The sequence below is a fragment of the Nostoc sphaeroides genome (genome assembly GCF_003443655.1).
GTDB classification, from domain to species: Bacteria; Cyanobacteriota; Cyanobacteriia; order Cyanobacteriales; family Nostocaceae; genus Nostoc; species Nostoc sphaeroides.
In genome coordinates this window covers 5,705,155-5,724,465 of record NZ_CP031941.1, presented here as the reverse complement: position 1 = coordinate 5,724,465, position 19,311 = coordinate 5,705,155, and the positions used below count along the sequence as shown (strand labels likewise).

The following is a 19,311-nucleotide window of genomic DNA, read 5'->3' as shown; positions in this document are numbered from 1 at the left end:
ATTAATTAACGCTTGACTAAGAAGCTGATTCTCTAGCTGTAGGTGAACCTATCTTTTTACTAGGAGATACAGAAGAATCCTGTCCACTTGTCCGCAGTTTTGGCTTGGGAGAAGAATGTCTTTCTTCACCATTGCTGCTATCTGATTTCCAGGCAGCACGGGGGCGATCGCTGGAAGAAGATTCACGACGTTTGCCGAGTCTTGGTTTGGGAGCGGAGGATTCCTCTTGGGGAATTTCCACATCTGAACTCAACCAAGCGGGACGAGTTTGATCGTAAGCAATTTGCAGTGCGGCGGCGGCGATCGCTTGAGCATCGTATTCTTCAATTAGTTCGCTGACAATCGGCAAGAATGAAGCCAAACGCTCACCTGTCAAAGCTTCCCGCACCTGTTCTTGCAATTTCAGAATGTGTTTTGCTTCAATCTGGGCGCGTGTAGGAATCGTCAGCACTTGCCAACTTTGACGGTTATGACGTTCAAATGTTTGCTGTTTGCGGCGCTCAAATGGTTGTACTAAAGAAATTGCTGTTCCTTCTTTACCAGCACGACCAGTACGACCAATACGGTGGACGTAGGTTTCTACGCTATCGGGTAAGTCGAAGTTGATTACATGGGAGAGTTGATCCACATCTAACCCTCGTGCTGCAATATCAGTTGCTACCACCCAACGAACTTGACGGTTACGGAATCTTACTAATAACCGTTCCCGCGCTTGTTGGGACAAGTCACCGTGGTATTCATCGACACTGTGACCAGCCCCTTGTAACTGACTGGTGAGTTCTGCGGCTGTGCGTCTGGTGCGGACAAAGATTAAAGCTGTTTCTGGATCTTCCATTTCCAGAATTGGCTGTAAAGCTTTGGCTTTTGTCCAGTGGCGGGGGATCAAGTAAGCTACTTGATTGATTTTGTTGGGAGCGGCTTTTGGCTGTTCAACGGTAACAGTTGCAGGCGATCGCAAGAACTTGTTCACCAACATCCGAATTGATGGTGGCATTGTTGCGGAGAATAAAGCTGTTTGGCGTTCTACGGGCGCTTGCGAGAGGATTTTTATCACATCGTCAATAAAGCCCATGCTCAACATTTCATCGGCTTCATCTAACACAAACCACTTTACTTGATCGAGCTTTAAACAGCCGCGATCGAGCAAATCGATCACCCGTCCGGGAGTGCCCACAACCATGTGAACGCCACGTTTGAGTTGTAACATTTGACGGTCAATTGATTGACCACCGTAGATTGCTAACACCCGCAATCCTTCATTGCCGATGAATTGGGCGATCGCATCGTGAACTTGCATTGCTAATTCACGAGTTGGTGTTAAAACTATGGCTTGTACGGCTCTTTGATTGATATCTAGCCGCTCTAAAATTGGCAGTGAAAATGCTGCCGTTTTGCCTGTTCCTGTTTGAGATTGACCTACCACATCACGACCGGCTAGCAATTGGGGAATTGCTTGCACTTGAATGTTAGTTGGTTCGGTAAAACCGATTTTTTCTAGTTCTTCGACACGTTCTTGAGAAATGCCTAATTCTTGAAATGAAAGAGTCATTAATTCGTCCTAAATTTTATCTAAGGATTTTTGGATTAGTCATTAGTCATTAGTTATTAGTCATTAGTCATTAGTCATTAGTCATTAGTGAGCTTAGGGCGGTAGCGATACCTCAAATCTTGGAGAGGCTATGCCAACAAGTCCGCCAGCGTTTCAGGTAAACCCTCATGAAAACTGCCATTAATGCAGTATTGACCTTAGTATAAGGATGAATTTGTAAGGGTCATTTAACAAAAGACAAAGGACAAAAGACAAATGACAACTTAGTTATTGACTACTTGACCATAGAGGTCGTATGTATCAGCGTGGTGAATCGCTATTGGCACGATGGTTCCTAATTTTGCCTGGCCTTTGACATATACCAGACCATCAACCTCTGGGGAAAATCTACCTGAACGACCTATTAGTTCACCACTTTCAGGATTTTCTTGCTCAATCAGGACATCGACTATTTTGCCTACTTCCTGTTGATTTTTCTTTTGAGAAATCGGTTGCTGGAGTTCCATCAGTTGGTATCGGCGATCGTCCATCACCTCTTGGGACAACTGATTTGGTAGCTTATAAGCTGGGGTTCCTTCCTCAGAGGAAAAGGTGAAGACGCCAACATGATCGAATTCATGTCGCCCAACGAACTCTAGTAGATGCTCAAAATGCTCGCTTGTTTCTCCTGGGAAACCAACAATAAATGTTGTCCGCAATACGGCTGTTGGTAGCGCCGTTTTGATGCGATCTATAATCCCATCATTTACCCGCCCTTGCCAAGGACGGTTCATGGCGCGGAGAATATCTGGATGAGAATGTTGCAAAGGCAAATCCAGATAAGGCAAGACGTTTGGTGTTTCTTGAATCGCCGCTATCACATCTGGGGTCAGTCCCGTGGGATAAGCGTAGTGCATTCTGATCCACGGTATATCTACTTTCCCCAAAGCGCGAAGTAATTCGGCTAATTTTGGCTGACCGTAAATATCCAAACCGTAATTAGTGGTGATTTGGGAAATTAAAATAATTTCCTTTACCCCTTGACTAACTAACTGCTCGGCTTCGGCGACTATAGATTCAATAGTACGCGATCGCTGGTTGCCTCGAAGATGAGGAATGATACAAAATGCACAACGATAATCACAACCTTCGGCAACCCGCAGGTAAGCTACGCCTTCGGTTGTAGTGCGATAGCGCGGTGTAGTTTCATCAGCGATGTAGGTTGGTTCGATACTAACCTGTTTAACCCGTTCGCCAAGTTCAACACGCTCAATTACATTTACAATTTTGTGATAATCACCTGTACCAACCACCGCTACTGCTTCCGGCAACTCTTCCAAAAGCTGTTCTTGGAAATGTTGCGCCATACAGCCAGTGATGACGATTTTTTTGTTTGCCTCTGCCAGTTCTACTAAAGTTCTGACAGATTCTTGTCGGGCTGCTTCAATAAAACTACAAGTATTAACAATAACGTAATCTGCTAACTCTTCATTTGTATCTACACCGTAGCCTGCTTCTACGAGCATTCCCAGCATGTGTTCTGTATCAATTCGGTTTTTCTCGCAGCCCAGGTGAGAAATGGCAATTGTTGGCTTGTCACCCATATTTTGAAAAAATCTTCATTTTTTTTCTTCCTGTAATCAAACATTCTGGCGCAAAATTAAGCTTTTTTGCTATCAGCATCCTCATGAAAACAGCACAGTGGCAAATATCCACTGTTAATAACTGTTTGTGTCATAACCCTATTAATAAATAAAAATAGAGGCCATGTTATGATATTCCTATCAATCTGTTCCCCAGGGTAAATTGAAGTGTCTTTGGGTACATTTGACACTTGTAATCTTTTTTAACAATTCGCCTATTGGTATTTTACATTACCACAGCGTGTGCGTTGTTAATCTACCCATCGGGAAGCCGCCCAAGGGGCTTGTTGTGAGAAGTCGCTACCCTCCGGGAAATCGACGAAAGCGACTACGCTAATAAAGCAGTAATGCTATCCTGGCGATTGGCAAGTCCTACGACTGGGCGCGGACAAGACGCCTAAACCACGGAAAGCTGCCTCGCGTCTAGTGAGTGGCAAACTCCTCTTGTAGCCAAGTTTTATCTTAACATATCTTATGGGAGGTTGGAGGCCAATTTCCATCTAAGGAAGGAGGCAATAAACCGACTATCATAAAGCACATTTGACTAGTTAATGAAAAGTCAAGAGTCAAGGGTCATACAGTCAATAGTCAAAACATTCTAGACTCTGGACTCCGTGAGGCGGATTAAAGACGTGGACTTATATCAATTATTTAAAACTCGCTCACCGATCATTGGCGTGGTTCACCTGCTACCACTGCCAACCTCACCTCGTTGGGGAGGTAGCCTAAAAGCGGTGATTGACCGCGCCGAACAAGAAGCTGCCGCCCTGGCAAGTGGAGGGGTTGACGGGCTGATTGTGGAGAATTTTTTCGACGCGCCGTTTACCAAAAACCAAGTCGATCCGGTGGTTGTGAGTGCCATGACCATTGTGGTGCAGAGGATACAAAATTTGGTGACTTTGCCTATAGGCTTAAATGTTTTGCGAAACGACGGCAAAAGTGCAATGGCGATCGCTAGCTGTGTACAGGCGCAATTCATCCGCGTTAACGTTCTCACGGGAGTGATGGCAACCGATCAAGGATTAATTGAGGGAGAAGCCCATCAATTACTCCGCTATCGACGGGAGTTAAGCTGTGATGTTAAAATCCTGGCCGATGTATTGGTGAAACACGCCCGTCCTTTGAGTTCTCCAAATCTCACAGTCGCCGTGAAAGACACCATTGAAAGGGGTTTAGCAGACGGAGTGATTTTATCTGGTTGGGCTACTGGTAGTCCGCCTAACTTAGAAGATTTGGAACTAGCTTGTGGTGCAGCAGCTGGCACGCCAGTGTTCATCGGTAGTGGGGCGAATTGGGAAAATATTGATACATTGATGCAAGCAGCAGATGGTGTCATAGTTTCCAGTTCCCTGAAACGTCACGGACGGATAGAGCAACCAATTGACCCAATTCGCGTCAGTCAATTTGTTGAAGCTGCGCGTCGCAATTGGAACTCCAAAAGTGAAAGTAAACCCGCAGAACAAGTAAAGTTACATTCTTAGGGAGTGGGGAAAGAGAGTTAGGAGTTAGAAGTTAGGAGTTAGGAGTTAGGAGTTATGAGTTTTAAATTAATTGTTCCTAATTCCTCATTCTTAACTCCTCATTCTTAACTCCTCACTCCTCACTCCTAACTCCTAACTTTTAACATTCCCCATCCTTTAATATTTATGATTCGCCGTCGTTCTACTCCTTGGATTCATAAATGGTCACGTCCATTGATTGCCGCGATCGCTGGATGTGGTGCCCTGATAACTGGTTATCTGACCATAGAAAAGTTAACAGGAGGCAGTGCAGCTTGTGTAGCACAGGCTGGTGTAAAGGGCTGTAATGATGTGCTTTCTAGCCCTTGGGCTACAGTTTTTGGTCAGCCATTAGCTTTGTTTGGGTTTTTGGCATACATCAGTATGGTGATATTTGCTTTGGCTCCTTTGATATTCAACTCAGGGGAAAAGAATAGCCGCAAAGAATTGGAAAATTGGACGTGGTTGCTGCTGCTGGCGGGTGCGATCGCAATGTCTGTCTTTAGCGGCTACTTAATGTACGTGCTAGCATCTGAAATCAAAGCTATTTGTCCTTACTGTATCGGTTCAGCTTTGTTCTCTGTGAGTCTTTTGGTACTGACGATTATCGGTCGGACTTGGGAGGATATAGGACAAATCTTCTTTACCGCCATTATTGTAGGAATGGTGACGCTGATTGGCACTTTAGGGCTTTATGCTGGCGTGAATCAATCAGATGTTACACCTGTAACTCCAGGACAACCCGCAAAAATTACCTTTACTCCTAAAGGAGAAGCTAACCCAGCCTTCGGTTGGAAAGTTACTACCACTTCTGGTGAGGCAGAAATCGCTTTAGCACGCCATCTGGCCAAGGTAGGCGCAAAGGAATACAGTGCTTACTGGTGTCCTCACTGCCATGAACAAAAGCTGCTTTTTGGTCAAGAAGCCGAAGAAATAATCAACAGTCAGGTTAAGGTAGAGTGCATTCCCGAAGGATTTAAAGCTCAACCCGAACTATGTAAAGCCGCAAAAATTGAAGGCTTCCCCACTTGGATTATCAATGGTAAAAGCTATAGCGGAGTCCAAAATTTAGAGGAACTAGCGAAAGTTTCTGGTTACACGGGCCCTCGTAACTTTAAGTATTTCAGGTAATCGACCTAACAGTACGGTATAGTTCACACCAAGTCAACTGCATGAATACAGCAAAGTCTGTTTCCAGTTGGCTTTTTTGTTTTTGGTAATAGATAATAAGTGGTGTCAATTTATAAGTAGAAATAGCTTAGGGACTTAAAATAAAAAAATATCCAACTATTTATTGTAGGATGGGCGTCTTGCCATTGGTGTAAACTGAAGCACCCCACATTTATACTTAATTTGTGCTGATAGCTACAAAAGTCCCAGTTGCTGTCTGGCCAAATAATTGGCCTCAATATATGTTAATACATCACAAGTACCACAATATCTTGAATAACCTTACTGAATTGAAAAAGTCTTAGAAACTCTATTTAAGTAGGTGGGCGCTAAAAAACACAACTAGATTAAGAAATGTAAATTGCTTAAAAGCTTATATTCAAAGCATTTACGCTGCTTTACATAAGTTTACGTAGTTAGGTTTAATTGTCCCTACTTACTTAGCTCATTCTTGAACTATGTTAATCCAATAGTTAATAGCTATAGGAAATAGAGAATATTTCTCCCCAATAGTGTAATGGGAATGAATCAGCAGCTAGGCAAGCGTTTTGTGAAGTTAATCTTTAAACTGAAACAATCGCTTAGTCGAGGACACAGAGAATTGATTACTGCCGCCAGTGTTGCAGTCTGCGTTCTGCTTTTGCACTCCATCGGATTATTACAATCTTTGGAGTTGGCAGCTTTGGATCAATTTTTTCGCTTACGTCCAAATGAACCGCCAGAAGAGCGTATTACTATCGTAGTGATTGATGAAGCCTATTTAAAGGAAGTAGGTTCGTGGCCGATTCCAGATGCGAATATTGCCCAGTTGTTAGAAAAATTGAACGTCCACAAACCCCGTGCTATTGGCTTAGATATCTACCGAGATTTGCCAGTAAAACCTGGTAATCAAGAACTTCGTAATGCTTATAAGTTAATGCCCAACTTGATTGGTATTGAGTTACTGGCAAATGACAAAAACGTTAATGTTTCACCTCCATTAGGGCTAAATAAGGATCAAGTGGGCTTTAACAATGTGCTGTACGATCTTGATGGGAAAGTCCGTCGCAGTTTGTTGTATTGGCACGTTAATAATCAGGTACACGAAAGTTTTGCTCTGAAGTTGGCTTTATTGTATTTAAAGTCAGAAAATATAACTCCCACTAAAGCAAAAAACAACCCTAAGTATTTGCAATTGGGTAAGACGGCATTTACTCGTTTTGAGGCTAATGATGGTGGCTATGTGCGAGCGGATGCTAGGGGCTACCAAATTTTGACTAATTTTCCCAAACCCAAGTGTCAAACTTCATCTAGAGAATTTTGTAGTTTTCGCCAGGTATCGATGAGAGATGTACTGGCAGATAAAGTCAAAGAAAACTTAATCAAAGATCGGATTATACTTATTGGCTCCACTGCACCCAGTTTACAGGATTTTGTATTTATTCCCTACTCCAGCAGTCTAATGGGTACGGCAAAGCCTATACCTGGTATTCAACTGCAAGCTTATTTTATTAGTGAGTTAATCTCAGCTGCTTTGCAAGGACGGCCTTTACTCAAGGTCTGGCCTGACTTGGTGGAAGACTTGTGGATTTTTATCTGGTCTTATCTGGGAACTGTGACGACATGGCGGATACGACACCCAACCAAGAGCTTTCTTAGCATTCTAGTTTCTTGCTTGGTATTGACCCTGAGTGCATATCTTGCTTTCTTGTATGGTTGGTGGATACCGCTAATTCCCTCACTGTTTAGCTTCGGCAGTTCAGCTATTTGGATGACCAGTCATATTGCCCACATTCAGGAAGAGTGGAAACGTTCTAAAGAATTTTTGCATCACGTAATCAACACGATTCCCGATCCAATTTTTGTGAAAAATGAACAACACCAGTGGATTGTTTTAAATGAGGCGTATTGTCGATTTATCGGTTATCCGAATAAGTTGTTAATCGAAAAGTCAGACTATGACTTTTTCCCTAAACATGAAGCCGATGTGTTTCGACAACACGATGATCTGGTGTTCAGGACTCAAAAACCCCAGGAACATGAAGAAGAATTTACCAATGCAGATGGTCAGACTCATCAAATTGCCACTAAGCGATCGCTTCATAAAGACTCAGCTGGCAATTTCTTTTTAGTTGGAGTCATCCGAGATATTACTGGGCGCAAGCTTATGGAAGAACAGTTAAAACTTACTGCTGCTGAACTATTTCGCTCTAACAAGGAACTAAAACTTAAAGAAGACCACTTGCGTCACTTAGCTTATCACGACCCCCTAACAGGTCTATCTAATCGCAAATTTTTTGCCGAACAACTTTGCGAATCGTTACATTGGGCGCAACATAACAACTTGTTGCTGGGACTGCTGTTTATTGATTTAGATGGCTTTAAGCAGATCAATGATACTCTGGGGCACGAGGCGGGCGATCGCTTGCTAATCACTATCGCCGGACGACTCAGCAACTCTTTACGCACTAGTGATACAGTTTCTCGTTTGGGTGGCGATGAATTTACTGTGATTTTACGGGCAATTCCTAATGTTCAAATAGCTGCTAAAATCGCTGCTAAAATTTTAACCAGTATTAGCAAGCCAGTTGTTTTGGACGGCTATGCAATCCGAGTCTCTGGCAGTATTGGGATTAGTGTCTATCCATACAACAGTGAAGACAGTGAGACTTTAATGAAACAAGCAGATGCAGCAATGTACCGTGCCAAGCGCCTGGGTAAAAATCGCTACGAATTTGCTTAATTAGTCAATAGTCAAGTCTCCAGGTTTTTTCTTTTTTGTCTTTTAAGGCTTTGAACGATTGAGAATGGCATCTTCATTTCCGCCACGCTGTACTAGTGGTCTGTCCCATTAGTTCTGATTGATTAGTTTGTTACCAAAACCCTGTAAAGACGCGTTAGCGTAGCGGGACGAAGTACAATTTCGCGTCTTTACAACCCCGCAAAATTAATGGGACAGACTACTAGTGCTCTGTCTCATTAATTCTGATTGATTAGTTTGTTACCAAAACCCTGTAAAGACGCGAAATTTCGCGTCTCTACAACCCCGCAAAATTAATGGGACAGACCACTACACATTTTTTATTTTTTTGCCAAAACCTACGCAGTATTGCCCGGGTATCTGAACACCACTAACCTCTCAAAACTTTTGGGACAGAACACTAGTAAGGCTTTTTACCTGAAGACTAAACCTAAGAACATAGGTAAGAAAGGTATTAGTCATCAGAGTTCACTAGCAAATAAATTAATTTTGTCAATATTTGGTATATATTTTTACAATACTAAAGCATACTGGTATTTATTCGGTTTATTACGGTGTTTCATAGTTCATAGTTTTGAAAATCCTTATAAAATAGTAGTTAACTTCATCCAACTTTATATATCTTTACTATAATTAAATTTTAAATATACATTTAACTAAGTATTACTGGACAATATTATGAACTATTAGCCAAAAAACGTCGTATCTATACTTAGAAGTATTAAGATATTATTAATGTATACTAGATTTATAAAAAATGCTTACAGGAATTGATCAATATATCTAACTTTTGACTGATGTAAAAAGAACACGTTAAGAATATTACTTAAGTAGATAAACTATTCACTAACAGCAGATAAAGCTTAATACACAAGAGTTAACCATAATTGATTGTACACCAACAACAACATTAAATTAATTTAGCAAAGTTGTTTTTTTACAGAAGCTAGTAAATATACGGTAGGAAATAAAAAAACGTTTTTTAAATGAAAAAAGAGTAAATTTACTGAAACCTATGAAGACTAACTTCCGAATCACTAAGTTTATGATATTCTGTATAGGCGCTTACATTTTAATACCGAAAATTGCAACCTCTACAGGTATGTTCAGTACTGCAAGCGCTAATGCTTTTGGCGCTACTAGCAGTAACACCTTAATTGCCCGCAAAGTCAATTCTGAAAATTTAAAAGACACGTATATCCCACCAAATTATGGTGGCCCCGACAGTCAGCATGGTAGCGGCACCCGCTAAGGGACTTCTAACTAAATAAAATATCCTATCGCGGTGTAGGCAGGGGGGCAGGGGGCAGAGGGAGGATTTAAGCCCAACACAAAACTTGCTTTTTTATTGAACCGGGGGAATTAAACCCACGGAACTTGTTAAAAGGCTTTCCTAGAAGCTTGTTCGGGAAACTTTAATCAAGATAATAGTGGAGATTTCCACCAATGATGTGTTTGTACAAGTGCGTGAACTTGCCAATTCGGGTCTGGCTGAGGATAATCTAAACGGTAATGTCCACCTCGGCTTTCGGTTCTAAAAGCAGCACTTTTAAGAATTAAATCAGCTACATCTAATAAATTGCGCGTTTCTGCCCAAAGTCTCAATTGCCGTTCAACATCTGGTATGTCAAAACTAGCTGGTTGGGCGGGACGTAAAGCAAGCAAGAATTGACTTAAAGGCAGGATAGCAAAATCTTGCTGCCAAGATTCAATAGTAGCGATCGCAGTTTCTAACTTTGATTTCTCCCGACAAATACCAGCACTTTCCCACACTAGACGTGGTAACTTCTCCCTGAGTGCTTCTAGCTGTGCTTGCTGGATATGCCACTCATTAGCATCAGCACTAAATTTCTGTAATGGTAATACTGGTGTTTCTGACGGCAGCCCAATATTTTCTAACTCAATTTGGCTCATCTGGGCGCCAAACACAATACATTCCAGCAGGGAATTACTGGCAAGGCGATTTGCCCCATGCACCCCGGTACTAGCGGTTTCACCCACCGCGTACAAACCGCGAATATTCGTGCGATTCATCAGATCCGCGACAATGCCACCCATCCAGTAATGGGCAGCAGGGGCCACAGGAATTGGTTCATGGAAGACATCAACTCCCCAATGCTGACAAACTTTGATGATGTTGGGAAAGCGGTGACGAATCTTGTCGGCAGGTATGGGGCGCATATCCAACCACACATGGGCAGTAGCTAAATCAACGGCGGTACGTTGTAAATGGCTGAAAATTGCTCTACTGACTACATCTCTGGGTGCGAGTTCACCCGCCGGGTGGTAGTCAAAGGCAAAACGCCGCCCTTCGTTATCGACAAGGTGTGCGCCCTCACCGCGTACAGCTTCGCTAATGAGAAAGCGATCGGCACCAGGTTTGGTGAGGGCTGTGGGGTGAAATTGCACAAATTCCAAATCGCGCAGGATCGCCCCAGCCCGATATGCGATCGCTACTCCATCACCCGTACTCACCGCCGGGTTAGTAGTTTGGGCAAATACCTGACCACCACCTCCAGTTGCCAAAACTACAGCACCAGCCCTTACCCATGTGATTTTCCCTTGATAAAACAGGCTGATTCCCTGAGTGCGATCGCTTTCGGGTTCAATCCACAAACTCAAAGCCAAAGCTTGCTGAATGACTTGAATATTTTGGCGACGTAATACTTGGGCTGCAAGGGTGGTGGTAACTTCCCTCCCTGTGGTGTCTGCGGCGTGGAGAACGCGGTTGCGAGAATGGGCAGCTTCTAAAGTTAAAGCCAAGGCTTGACCATGACGGTCAAAAGCAACTCCCAAGTCAACTAGAGATTGAATGCAGTTAGGGGCAAGTTGGGCGAGAAATTCTACGGCGGTGCGATCGCACAAACCTGCACCTGCCCGGATCGTATCTTCAATGTGTAGCGTGGGAGAATCTTCCGGGGCAACTGCTGCGGCAATACCACCTTGCGCCCAATCACTGGCGGATAAAGCGACAGTTTCTTTGGTAATCAAGCCGACTCGTAAGGAATCTGGTAGACACAGCGCTGTGTATAGTCCAGCAGCACCAGCGCCGACTACTAAGACATCAAATTGGCTAGGAATATCTATCTGAGACAAGGTAATGGGGGAGTTAGAAGTTAGAAGTGAGGAGTGAGGAGTTAGGAGTTAGAAAGTTAGGAGTGAGGAGTTAGGAGTGAGAAGCGAGAAGTTAGAAGTGAAGAGTGAGAAGCGAGAAGTTAGAAGTGAGGAGTGAGAAGCGAGAAGTTAAAAAGTCATAACTCCTAACTCATAACTCCTAACTCCTAACTCCTAACTCCTAACTCATAACTCATAACTCCTAACTCATAACTCATAACTCATATCATGTCCCACTCCCTAGAATCAGGAGTGGGCTGCTATTTGCTACATTAGCTGCAACGTGCAGTTATCTGTAGATGCCGTTGTTAAAGCGATCGTCTCCCTCGTTAAAGGCAGGTTCTAGTTCTGTCACGGTGAACTTATCTAAGTTGGCTTGCAGGGTTTCTTTCTGGCGATCGCTCAATCCTGGAAGATCCAATACATCCTCTACATTTTTGTAGGGAGCATTTGTGATGATTTTCTTAGCCAAGGTGGGATAAAGCCCTGGATACTGTTGAAAAGCTCGGACGTTGGTATTATTCAAATCAATTTTTTTACCAAATTCCGTTCCTAGCTTCGCATCTGCCCGATTCTGCCGCTCAATTGCCAGAATTGGGACTTGAGGAAATGCAAAACTGTTGAAACTAGCAGCTTGGGCTATCTGAGTTGTTCCCAACCATCCCCAGCAACTAAGTAACAAGCTAAACACTGTTAATAAACGCGCCAATCCTTTCACGATTTTCTACCTCTTTCCATCAAACAGAAATAAAAGTTTTAAGCTAACAGCAGTCATTAGTCATGAGTCATTAGTCACTTGTACTGAGCTTGTCCTGAGCGTAGCCGAAGGGCGTTGCCGAAGTATTAGTCAGAGCGCCAAGGACAGAGGACAAAGGACAAAGGACAAAACCTGATAGCTTAATCAACACAGCAGTCATCAGAAACTAATATACAGCGTATTAATATCCACAATATTTACCGTTACTGGGTTTGACTGTACTTTTGCCAAAAATTTTTATCGTGGTAACAGTGACTACATAGCTGCAATACGCTTCTATCCATGATCCTGAGCATTCCCAAATAGACGAAATCTTTTCGGGGTGGCTGATTCTAGCTCCCAACCAGATATGAAATCGTTCGATACCTAATACCGAAAACCCTAGCAAGATGAGTTGATAGTGATGAACTATTATGTAATATTTCTTAACCTATTAATCATCTATAGCATCATTTTTGATGTACCGTAGACTGGGCTGGAAAAAGTTTCGGTTTTGATACTACACAATTTTTAATATTTTTTAGGCTGCGATCGCAGCTAACAAAAATAGGCTGTCTACCAAAATTGTGCTTAAAACTGCGCCACTAAAGGCATACCAGTGTCTTTGCTTTCGGACTAAAGGCAAAATCCCAACTGTCAACAGAACTAAGGCGAGAAATATAGCCCAACTTTGTCCCCAAGGTGTTTGTACTTGCATCAGGGCATTTTGTAATATTTGCGGTGCTAAATCTGCATCTACTCTCATAATTTGCCGCCAATAGGGCATCAAGTCTGCTATATAGAAATATACGTCGGTTAAGACTGTACCTAGTAAAGAACCTAAATAAAACCAGTTACCGACTTTGCCCCAATTCTTCGCCAAACACCAGCAAGCAAAGGGTAATCCTATAGACTCTACTGGCAGATGCCATGCTGGTTCCCAACGTAACCAGCCCCAGTAAATCGCTCCTGCTAACCAACTCCAGCTAAATCCGAAGAGTAAATCTCCCCATACATAAGTTCCAGCCCGTGACATTAAGGTAAAACTTAGCCACACCCAAAATGCTGTCAGCGCTAAACTTAGACTTGGTAGCGATCGCACTATTGGCGCTTCTACAAATACTGGTACTGTTACTAAAAATACCGCCGCCCCAAACACTAACCAAGTTTGTCGGGCAGAAATATATAAGGGAAGAGAGGGAGAAAAGGAAAGTGTAGATTCCAATTCCCTGATACCCTTCTGCCCAGTAACAGTTAAATCTAACTCTGTATCAATAGAAGGGGTAGAAGCAGTGTAGGAGAACAGTGTATTATTAATCAAAGTTTTTAATATTTGTTACTAAACTTTATCTTATTTAAGATATCACATTTTAAAATCCCCCCCTGGGGCATTTCGATTTTATCTGAATTTTGCGAGTCAAGGAAAAATCGATGTTTTCTTTAACTCTTATCCTGGTAAGTTCTCCAGGTAGATGTTTTTGTAATTGGTTATAAAGAAAGCGATCGCAGGTAAACTAATGGCTTTATCAAAACGTCAATGGTTTGTAGTTCTAAGTGCAGTATCTGTCACATTCTCAGTGGTAGTATTTCCACTCAAAGTTCTAAGTACCCTACCGAATCAAGCAGAAAGTGGGGTGCAACAAATGAATATTTTGCAAGCTATTGTTTTAGGCTTCGTGCAAGGAATGACTGAATTTCTGCCCATTAGTAGCACAGCACATTTAAAAGTCGTGCCTGTGGCTATTGGTTGGGGTGATCCGGGGGTAGCTTTTACCGCGATCATTCAGCTTGGTAGTATTGCAGCCGTGCTGTGGTATTTTTGGGGAGATTTGACACGAATTTTCAAGGGAGCGACCAAAGCGATCGCCCTTCGAGATTATAATGATTACGACTTTCGTCTGTTCTTGGGAATTATTTTAGGAACGATACCGATAGTCTTCTTTGGACTTTTGATTAAGAACTTGATCCCAGACTTTGATAATTCACCCATCAGGAGTTTAGGGGCGATCGCAATTGCTTCCATAGTCATGTCGCTGTTGCTGGGGTTAGCCGAACAACTAGGTAAGCGTCAACGGGACTTTGAAAACTTGACGATGAGAGACGGCGTTTTGATGGGTTTCGCCCAAGCTTTGGCATTAATCCCTGGTGTTTCTCGTTCAGGTTCCACTCTCACAGGGGGGCTATTTATGGGATTACAACGGGAAACAGCAGCAAGATTTTCCTTTTTGCTAGGCATTCCCGCCATTACCCTAGCGGGGTTAGTCTCCTTAAAAGATGTTGTAGAAGCAGGATTAAGCAGTGCAGCAATAGTTCCCATCGTAGCGGGAGTGATTTCTGCCGCCATCTTCTCATATCTAGCGATCGCTGGGTTGCTGCGCTTCCTCAAAACCCAAAGCACCTGGGTATTTATTTGGTATCGATTGGTATTTGGGGTAGCAATCTTGGGTGCGATCGGTACAGGATTTTTGCAGAATAGTTAATAGTCATTAGTCATTAGTCATTTGTCACTGGTCATTAGTCATTAGTCATTTCTCCAAACTAAATGACTAATGCCCCATGCCCCATGCCCCATGCCCCATGCCCCATGCCCCATGAATACAATTCATCCTGCCCGAATTACCAAGGTTCTTCCAGACTCAATAGCCGCAGAGATTGGCTTTGAAGCTGGGGATGCGATCGTTGCTATCAATGGTACACGTCCCCGTGATTTAATTGATTATCAGTTTTTGTGTGCTGATGAAGTTTTGGAACTAGAAGTTTTAGATGCGACTGGTAAAACTCATAGCCTAGAAATCGAAAAAGATTACGATCAAGACTTGGGGCTAGAATTTGAAACTGCCCTATTTGATGGCTTAATTCAGTGCAACAATCGCTGTCCATTTTGCTTTATCGATCAACAACCACCAGGTAAGCGCACCAGCTTATATTTAAAAGATGACGATTACCGTCTAAGCTTTTTGTACGGTTCTTATCTTACCCTAACCAATTTGCCAGAAAGAGAATGGCAACGGATTGAGCAAATGCGCTTGTCTCCGTTGTATGTTTCTGTTCATGCTACCGAGGCCCAAGTAAGAATTCGACTGCTGAAAAATCCGCGCGCGGGACAAATCTTACAACAACTCAAGTGGTTTCAAGAAAGGCGACTACAAATTCATGCTCAAGTTGTTGTTTGTCCAGGTATAAATGATGGCAAACACCTGGAACAAACTCTCAAAGATTTAGCGTCCTTTCATACTGGTGAAGTGCCTGCGGTGGCATCGGTGGCAGTTGTGCCAGTTGGATTGACACGGTTTCGGCCTCCAGAAGATGAACTCATACCCGTAACTAGGGAAAAAGCAAAAGAAGTAATTTCCCAAGTGCAAATCCTCTCGCAGCAATTTCGCCAAAAATTCGGTTCTAGCGTTGTTTGGTTAGCCGATGAGTGGTTTTTGATTGCGGGTGAGGAATTACCCAGCGAATCTGAATACGAAGAATATCCCCAAATTGATAACGGAGTTGGTTCAATTCAATTATTTATCAAGCAATTTGCCACCGTTGCAGCAGAATTACTACCGCCAAAAGTATATCCTCAAAGAAAGTTCACTTGGATAGTAGGCAACGCCGTAGAAAAAGCATTTCAACCCATTTTGAAACGCTTAAATTGTGTTGAAGGTTTAGAAGTCAATATGCGTGCTTTATGTAGTGATTATTGGGGACAAACTATCAGTGTAACCGGATTACTAACTGGTCATGATTTGCTTTTAAATTTAGAAGGGCAAGATTTAGGTGATGGTATATTGCTACCGAATGTCATGTTAAAAAATGGTGAATCAGTATTTTTAGATGATATGAGTATTGAGGAATTAGCTGGGAAACTAAATACAAAAATTATTGCTGTAGGAGGAGTTGAAGATTTAATTAAAACATGCATTTTCAATGTTGCTCAAGTTTAGTTGTCAAAGTTAAGTTGTTTTTCGGAGGTAATTTATTGTTAAGCTGGATGATAAATAAGAAGTAATACCTCATAACTAATTCACTGGGGAGTCAATAGTGAAGAATCAGGAAATATACCATAAAAAGGCAAACTTACAAATAAAAAAAGCCGGATTCTTCATTTTAAGTTTTAACTTTTTAACTTTAAATAGTTTTAGTATTTTGCCAGTAACGGCGGCGGCTGAAGAACCTGTATTGAGCGTAGTGTATGGTCAGGAAAATGCAAATCAATGGAGAGGGATAACTGACCGCTTACAGACAATAGGGGCAAAATATTGTGTAATTTCCCTAGCTGATGTAAGGAGTGGGGCAGATTGGGGCGATCGCCGGGTATTATTTTTGCCAAATATCGAGACATTAACGCCAAGCCAAGCGATCGCTCTCGAAGAATGGATGAGTCAGGGAGGGCGTTTGATTGCCAGTGGCCCTGTAGGTAATCTGTCAGCGCCGGGAGTGCGCCAATTATTGCGATCGCTGTTGGGAGGTTATTGGGGATTCAGCCTCAGTGAGACAGCACAGATGAAACCCACAAAAACCAATATTTCAGAATGGGCAAATCAAACTGAACTCTTTGGCAAAGTCCGCGGCGGCGTTATGATTCCTAATGATATGGGCAGTGAATCTGCTGCTGTTTGGAATTCCAAAGATAATCCAGCCGCAGTATTAACAACTGAGCGTTCCACCTTTATGGGCTGGCGCTGGGGAACAGACACAGCAACAGAGGCCACGTTAGATAATGCCTGGTTAAAAGCTGCTCTCAATCACTATTTGACAGCACCACCGCCATCGAATCGCATGAAAAAAGTAGCGGGAGGTTCCCCAAATTGCTCGACAACGGTGGCAGCTGCGCCGAGGATGCAGGGGGAAACAATTCAAAATTCAAAATTCAAAATTCAAAATTACTCCCCCTCATCTCCCTCATCCCCCTCATCCGCCTTATCCCCTCCTCCTAAAACTGCCACTGCTCCCATACCTAAACCACTTCCTATAGTCAAACCCCCAAGTTCTGAAGAGGCTATTGACCAATTAGAACAAGCGGTGCGTCTGGATGTTGCACCCAACTCTAATGAGCCGATTGACAATAACCAAGCGATCGCTCTCCAGCAAGAGCTAGAAAATCTGATCGGTCGGGTGGAAAGCGCTAATTTAACAGTGTCAGCCGATGCAGCTAATGTTGGTGAAGTTACATCTGAAGACAAGCAGTCCTCTAGGCGTCAAGACACCTCCCAATCTCTCAAGGAGCAACCCACGCAATTAGCCTCAACTAAACTGGGGGCGCTAGGCATGAGTAAAGAGCAAGCCTTGGCACAGGTAAAGGTAATTGCCAAAAACTTCCCCTTATTGATTGCCCAAAAAAACTATGCTCTAGCTCGTCAGCAATGGTTGAAAGCTAAAACGACTTTGTGGCAGCAGTTTCCTGTTGATCAAAGAATAGCTCAACCAGAAATTCGGGCAGTTTGGTTAGATCGGGGGACAATTGTTCGTGCTGGTAGCAAGGCGCGACTAGCCCAGATTTTTGATCGCCTAGCTCAAGCTGGGATTAATACTGTCTTTTTTGAAACTGTTAATGCTAGCTACACGATTTATCCGAGCCAAGTTGCAAAAGAGCAAAACCCATTAATTCGTGGGTGGGATCCACTGGCAGATGCGGTGAAATTAGCCCATGAGCGCGACATGGAATTACACGCTTGGGTTTGGACTTTTGCTGCTGGTAACCAACGTCACAATGAAATTCTCAACTTAAATCCCGATTATCCAGGGCCAGTGCTGGCGGCTCATCCCGATTGGGCAAACTACGATAATCTTGGCAACATGATTCCCGTTGGTCAAACTAAGCCATTCTTCGATCCAGCTAACCCCCAAGTGCGGCAGTACTTACTCAAACTGTATGAGGAAATTGTCACTAAATATAACGTTGATGGTCTACAGTTAGACTACATTCGCTACCCTTTCCAAGACCCATCAGCAGGTCGAAGCTACGGCTATGGCAAAGCTGCAAGAGCGCAATTTCAGCAACTTACTGGTGTAGATCCAGTAAATATTTCCCCTAGTCAACCAGACTTGTGGCAAAAGTGGACGACATTTCGCACCCAGCAAGTTGATAGCTTTGTTGCCCAATTATCACAGCAGTTGAGACAAAAGCGACCGAATTTGATTTTATCGGTTGCAGTATTTCCTTTGCCTGAATTAGAGCGGATTCAGAAAATTCAACAAAACTGGGAGACTTGGGCAAGGCAGGGGGATGTAGATTTAATTGTTCCCATGACTTATGCTCTGGATACTTCTCGCTTCCAACGACTAGCCCAACCCTGGATCGCCTCTAAAAAATTGGGATCTACCTTGTTGGTACCGGGAATTCGCTTACTTTCTTTGCCAACAATTGGAGCATTGGATCAACTCCAGTTGGTAAGGGACTTGCCAGTTAGTGGTTATGCACTTTTTGCCGCAGAGAATTTTAATAACGATCTACAAAAACTCTTTAGTAGCACCCAAGGTAGGGTTCAATCGACAACACCCACTAAAACTGAACCTATTCCTCACCGTCAGCCTTTTCAAACTGCTGCCATTCGTTATATTGCGCTGCAACGCGAATGGAAATTTGTTTTCCAAAATGATCAACCACAAAGACCGACTCAGACAATATCAGATTTTAACAACCAGGCAGAAGTTCTACGCAGTGCTTTAAATCAGCTTGCCGCTTCCCCGAATCCTAGCAAGTTATTAGTGGCGAGAGCCTCTCTAACTCGTTTCCAGTCTCAATTTCGGGTATTGATGAGCCAAGAGCTTAAGTCAAATTCCTATCAAGTCAAAGTTTGGGAAAATCGGCTTGTAACTATAGAAAGGCTATTACGTTACGGTGAACGGCGGTTGCAGCTGCGTCCTTATTGACACTCCCCGCCCTAAAGGGA

At 43.0% G+C, this 19,311-nt stretch carries 12 protein-coding genes; 7 read left to right on the top strand and 5 right to left on the bottom strand.

Annotated elements, in window-relative coordinates; all coding sequences use genetic code 11:
- Window positions 1-16: 16 nt before the first annotated feature.
- On the bottom strand, window positions 17-1,549 hold the full coding sequence (locus tag D1367_RS25575; protein WP_118169280.1) for a DEAD/DEAH box helicase: 1,533 nt from the start codon (window positions 1,547-1,549) through the stop codon (window positions 17-19).
- Between the two features lie 263 nt (window positions 1,550-1,812).
- Window positions 1,813-3,132 carry a 30S ribosomal protein S12 methylthiotransferase RimO gene (gene rimO / locus D1367_RS25570; protein ID WP_118169277.1) on the bottom strand — a complete coding sequence of 440 codons (1,320 nt, stop codon included), beginning with the start codon at window positions 3,130-3,132 and terminating at the stop codon, window positions 1,813-1,815.
- A 671-nt stretch (window positions 3,133-3,803) separates the two neighbouring features.
- Here rimO and btpA point away from each other — a divergent pair.
- The 4 genes from btpA to D1367_RS31305 all read left to right on the top strand — a co-directional run bounded on the left by btpA (window position 3,804) and on the right by D1367_RS31305 (window position 9,832).
- The gene (gene btpA / locus D1367_RS25565) at window positions 3,804-4,652 is read left to right on the top strand and encodes a photosystem I biogenesis protein BtpA (RefSeq protein ID WP_118169275.1); all 849 of its coding nucleotides are present in this window, start codon (window positions 3,804-3,806) and stop codon (window positions 4,650-4,652) included.
- 165 nt (window positions 4,653-4,817) lie between these two features.
- Window positions 4,818-5,801 (top strand): vitamin K epoxide reductase family protein, encoded by a 984-nt coding sequence (locus D1367_RS25560; protein WP_118169273.1) that lies wholly within the window; start codon window positions 4,818-4,820, stop codon window positions 5,799-5,801.
- A 562-nt stretch (window positions 5,802-6,363) separates the two neighbouring features.
- Window positions 6,364-8,562, top strand: a complete 2,199-nt coding sequence (locus tag D1367_RS25555) for a CHASE2 domain-containing protein (protein ID WP_118169271.1) — start codon at window positions 6,364-6,366, stop codon at window positions 8,560-8,562.
- A 1,033-nt stretch (window positions 8,563-9,595) separates the two neighbouring features.
- Window positions 9,596-9,832: a hypothetical protein gene (locus tag D1367_RS31305; protein ID WP_152589043.1), complete on the top strand. Its 237-nt coding sequence runs from the start codon at window positions 9,596-9,598 to the stop codon at window positions 9,830-9,832.
- A 167-nt stretch (window positions 9,833-9,999) separates the two neighbouring features.
- Here the strand turns inward: D1367_RS31305 and nadB are convergent, their stop codons facing one another.
- The 3 genes from nadB to D1367_RS25540 all read right to left on the bottom strand — a co-directional run bounded on the left by nadB (window position 10,000) and on the right by D1367_RS25540 (window position 13,751).
- On the bottom strand, window positions 10,000-11,676 hold the full coding sequence (gene nadB / locus D1367_RS25550; protein ID WP_118169269.1) for an L-aspartate oxidase: 1,677 nt from the start codon (window positions 11,674-11,676) through the stop codon (window positions 10,000-10,002).
- Window positions 11,677-11,983: 307 nt separating this feature from the next.
- Window positions 11,984-12,412, bottom strand: a complete 429-nt coding sequence (gene psbU / locus D1367_RS25545) for a photosystem II complex extrinsic protein PsbU (protein WP_118169267.1) — start codon at window positions 12,410-12,412, stop codon at window positions 11,984-11,986.
- 559 nt (window positions 12,413-12,971) lie between these two features.
- The gene (locus D1367_RS25540) at window positions 12,972-13,751 is read right to left on the bottom strand and encodes a DUF3120 domain-containing protein (RefSeq protein ID WP_181984960.1); all 780 of its coding nucleotides are present in this window, start codon (window positions 13,749-13,751) and stop codon (window positions 12,972-12,974) included.
- A 196-nt stretch (window positions 13,752-13,947) separates the two neighbouring features.
- On the opposite strand from D1367_RS25540, the gene D1367_RS25535 reads away from it, so the two are divergent.
- The 3 genes from D1367_RS25535 to D1367_RS25525 all read left to right on the top strand — a co-directional run bounded on the left by D1367_RS25535 (window position 13,948) and on the right by D1367_RS25525 (window position 19,291).
- Complete coding sequence (locus tag D1367_RS25535; RefSeq protein ID WP_118169266.1) at window positions 13,948-14,910, top strand: undecaprenyl-diphosphate phosphatase; 963 nt, start codon at window positions 13,948-13,950, stop codon at window positions 14,908-14,910.
- Between the two features lie 111 nt (window positions 14,911-15,021).
- Window positions 15,022-16,362: a TIGR03279 family radical SAM protein gene (locus D1367_RS25530; protein ID WP_118171657.1), complete on the top strand. Its 1,341-nt coding sequence runs from the start codon at window positions 15,022-15,024 to the stop codon at window positions 16,360-16,362.
- A 97-nt stretch (window positions 16,363-16,459) separates the two neighbouring features.
- On the top strand, window positions 16,460-19,291 hold the full coding sequence (locus tag D1367_RS25525) for a family 10 glycosylhydrolase (RefSeq protein ID WP_118169264.1): 2,832 nt from the start codon (window positions 16,460-16,462) through the stop codon (window positions 19,289-19,291).
- Window positions 19,292-19,311: the final 20 nt, after the last annotated feature.

What these genes read in the sequence shown, in the direction of transcription:
- D1367_RS25560 (WP_118169273.1), top strand. Translation starts at nt 4,818, where the DNA reads ATGATTCGCCGTCGTTCTACTCCTTGGATTCATAAATGGTCACGTCCA.
- D1367_RS25555 (WP_118169271.1), top strand. Translation starts at nt 6,364, where the DNA reads ATGAATCAGCAGCTAGGCAAGCGTTTTGTGAAGTTAATCTTTAAACTG.
- D1367_RS25535 (WP_118169266.1), top strand. Translation starts at nt 13,948, where the DNA reads ATGGCTTTATCAAAACGTCAATGGTTTGTAGTTCTAAGTGCAGTATCT.
- D1367_RS31305 (WP_152589043.1), top strand. Translation starts at nt 9,596, where the DNA reads ATGAAGACTAACTTCCGAATCACTAAGTTTATGATATTCTGTATAGGC.
- rimO (WP_118169277.1), bottom strand. Translation starts at nt 3,132, where the DNA reads ATGGGTGACAAGCCAACAATTGCCATTTCTCACCTGGGCTGCGAGAAA.
- D1367_RS25575 (WP_118169280.1), bottom strand. Translation starts at nt 1,549, where the DNA reads ATGACTCTTTCATTTCAAGAATTAGGCATTTCTCAAGAACGTGTCGAA.
- D1367_RS25530 (WP_118171657.1), top strand. Translation starts at nt 15,022, where the DNA reads ATGAATACAATTCATCCTGCCCGAATTACCAAGGTTCTTCCAGACTCA.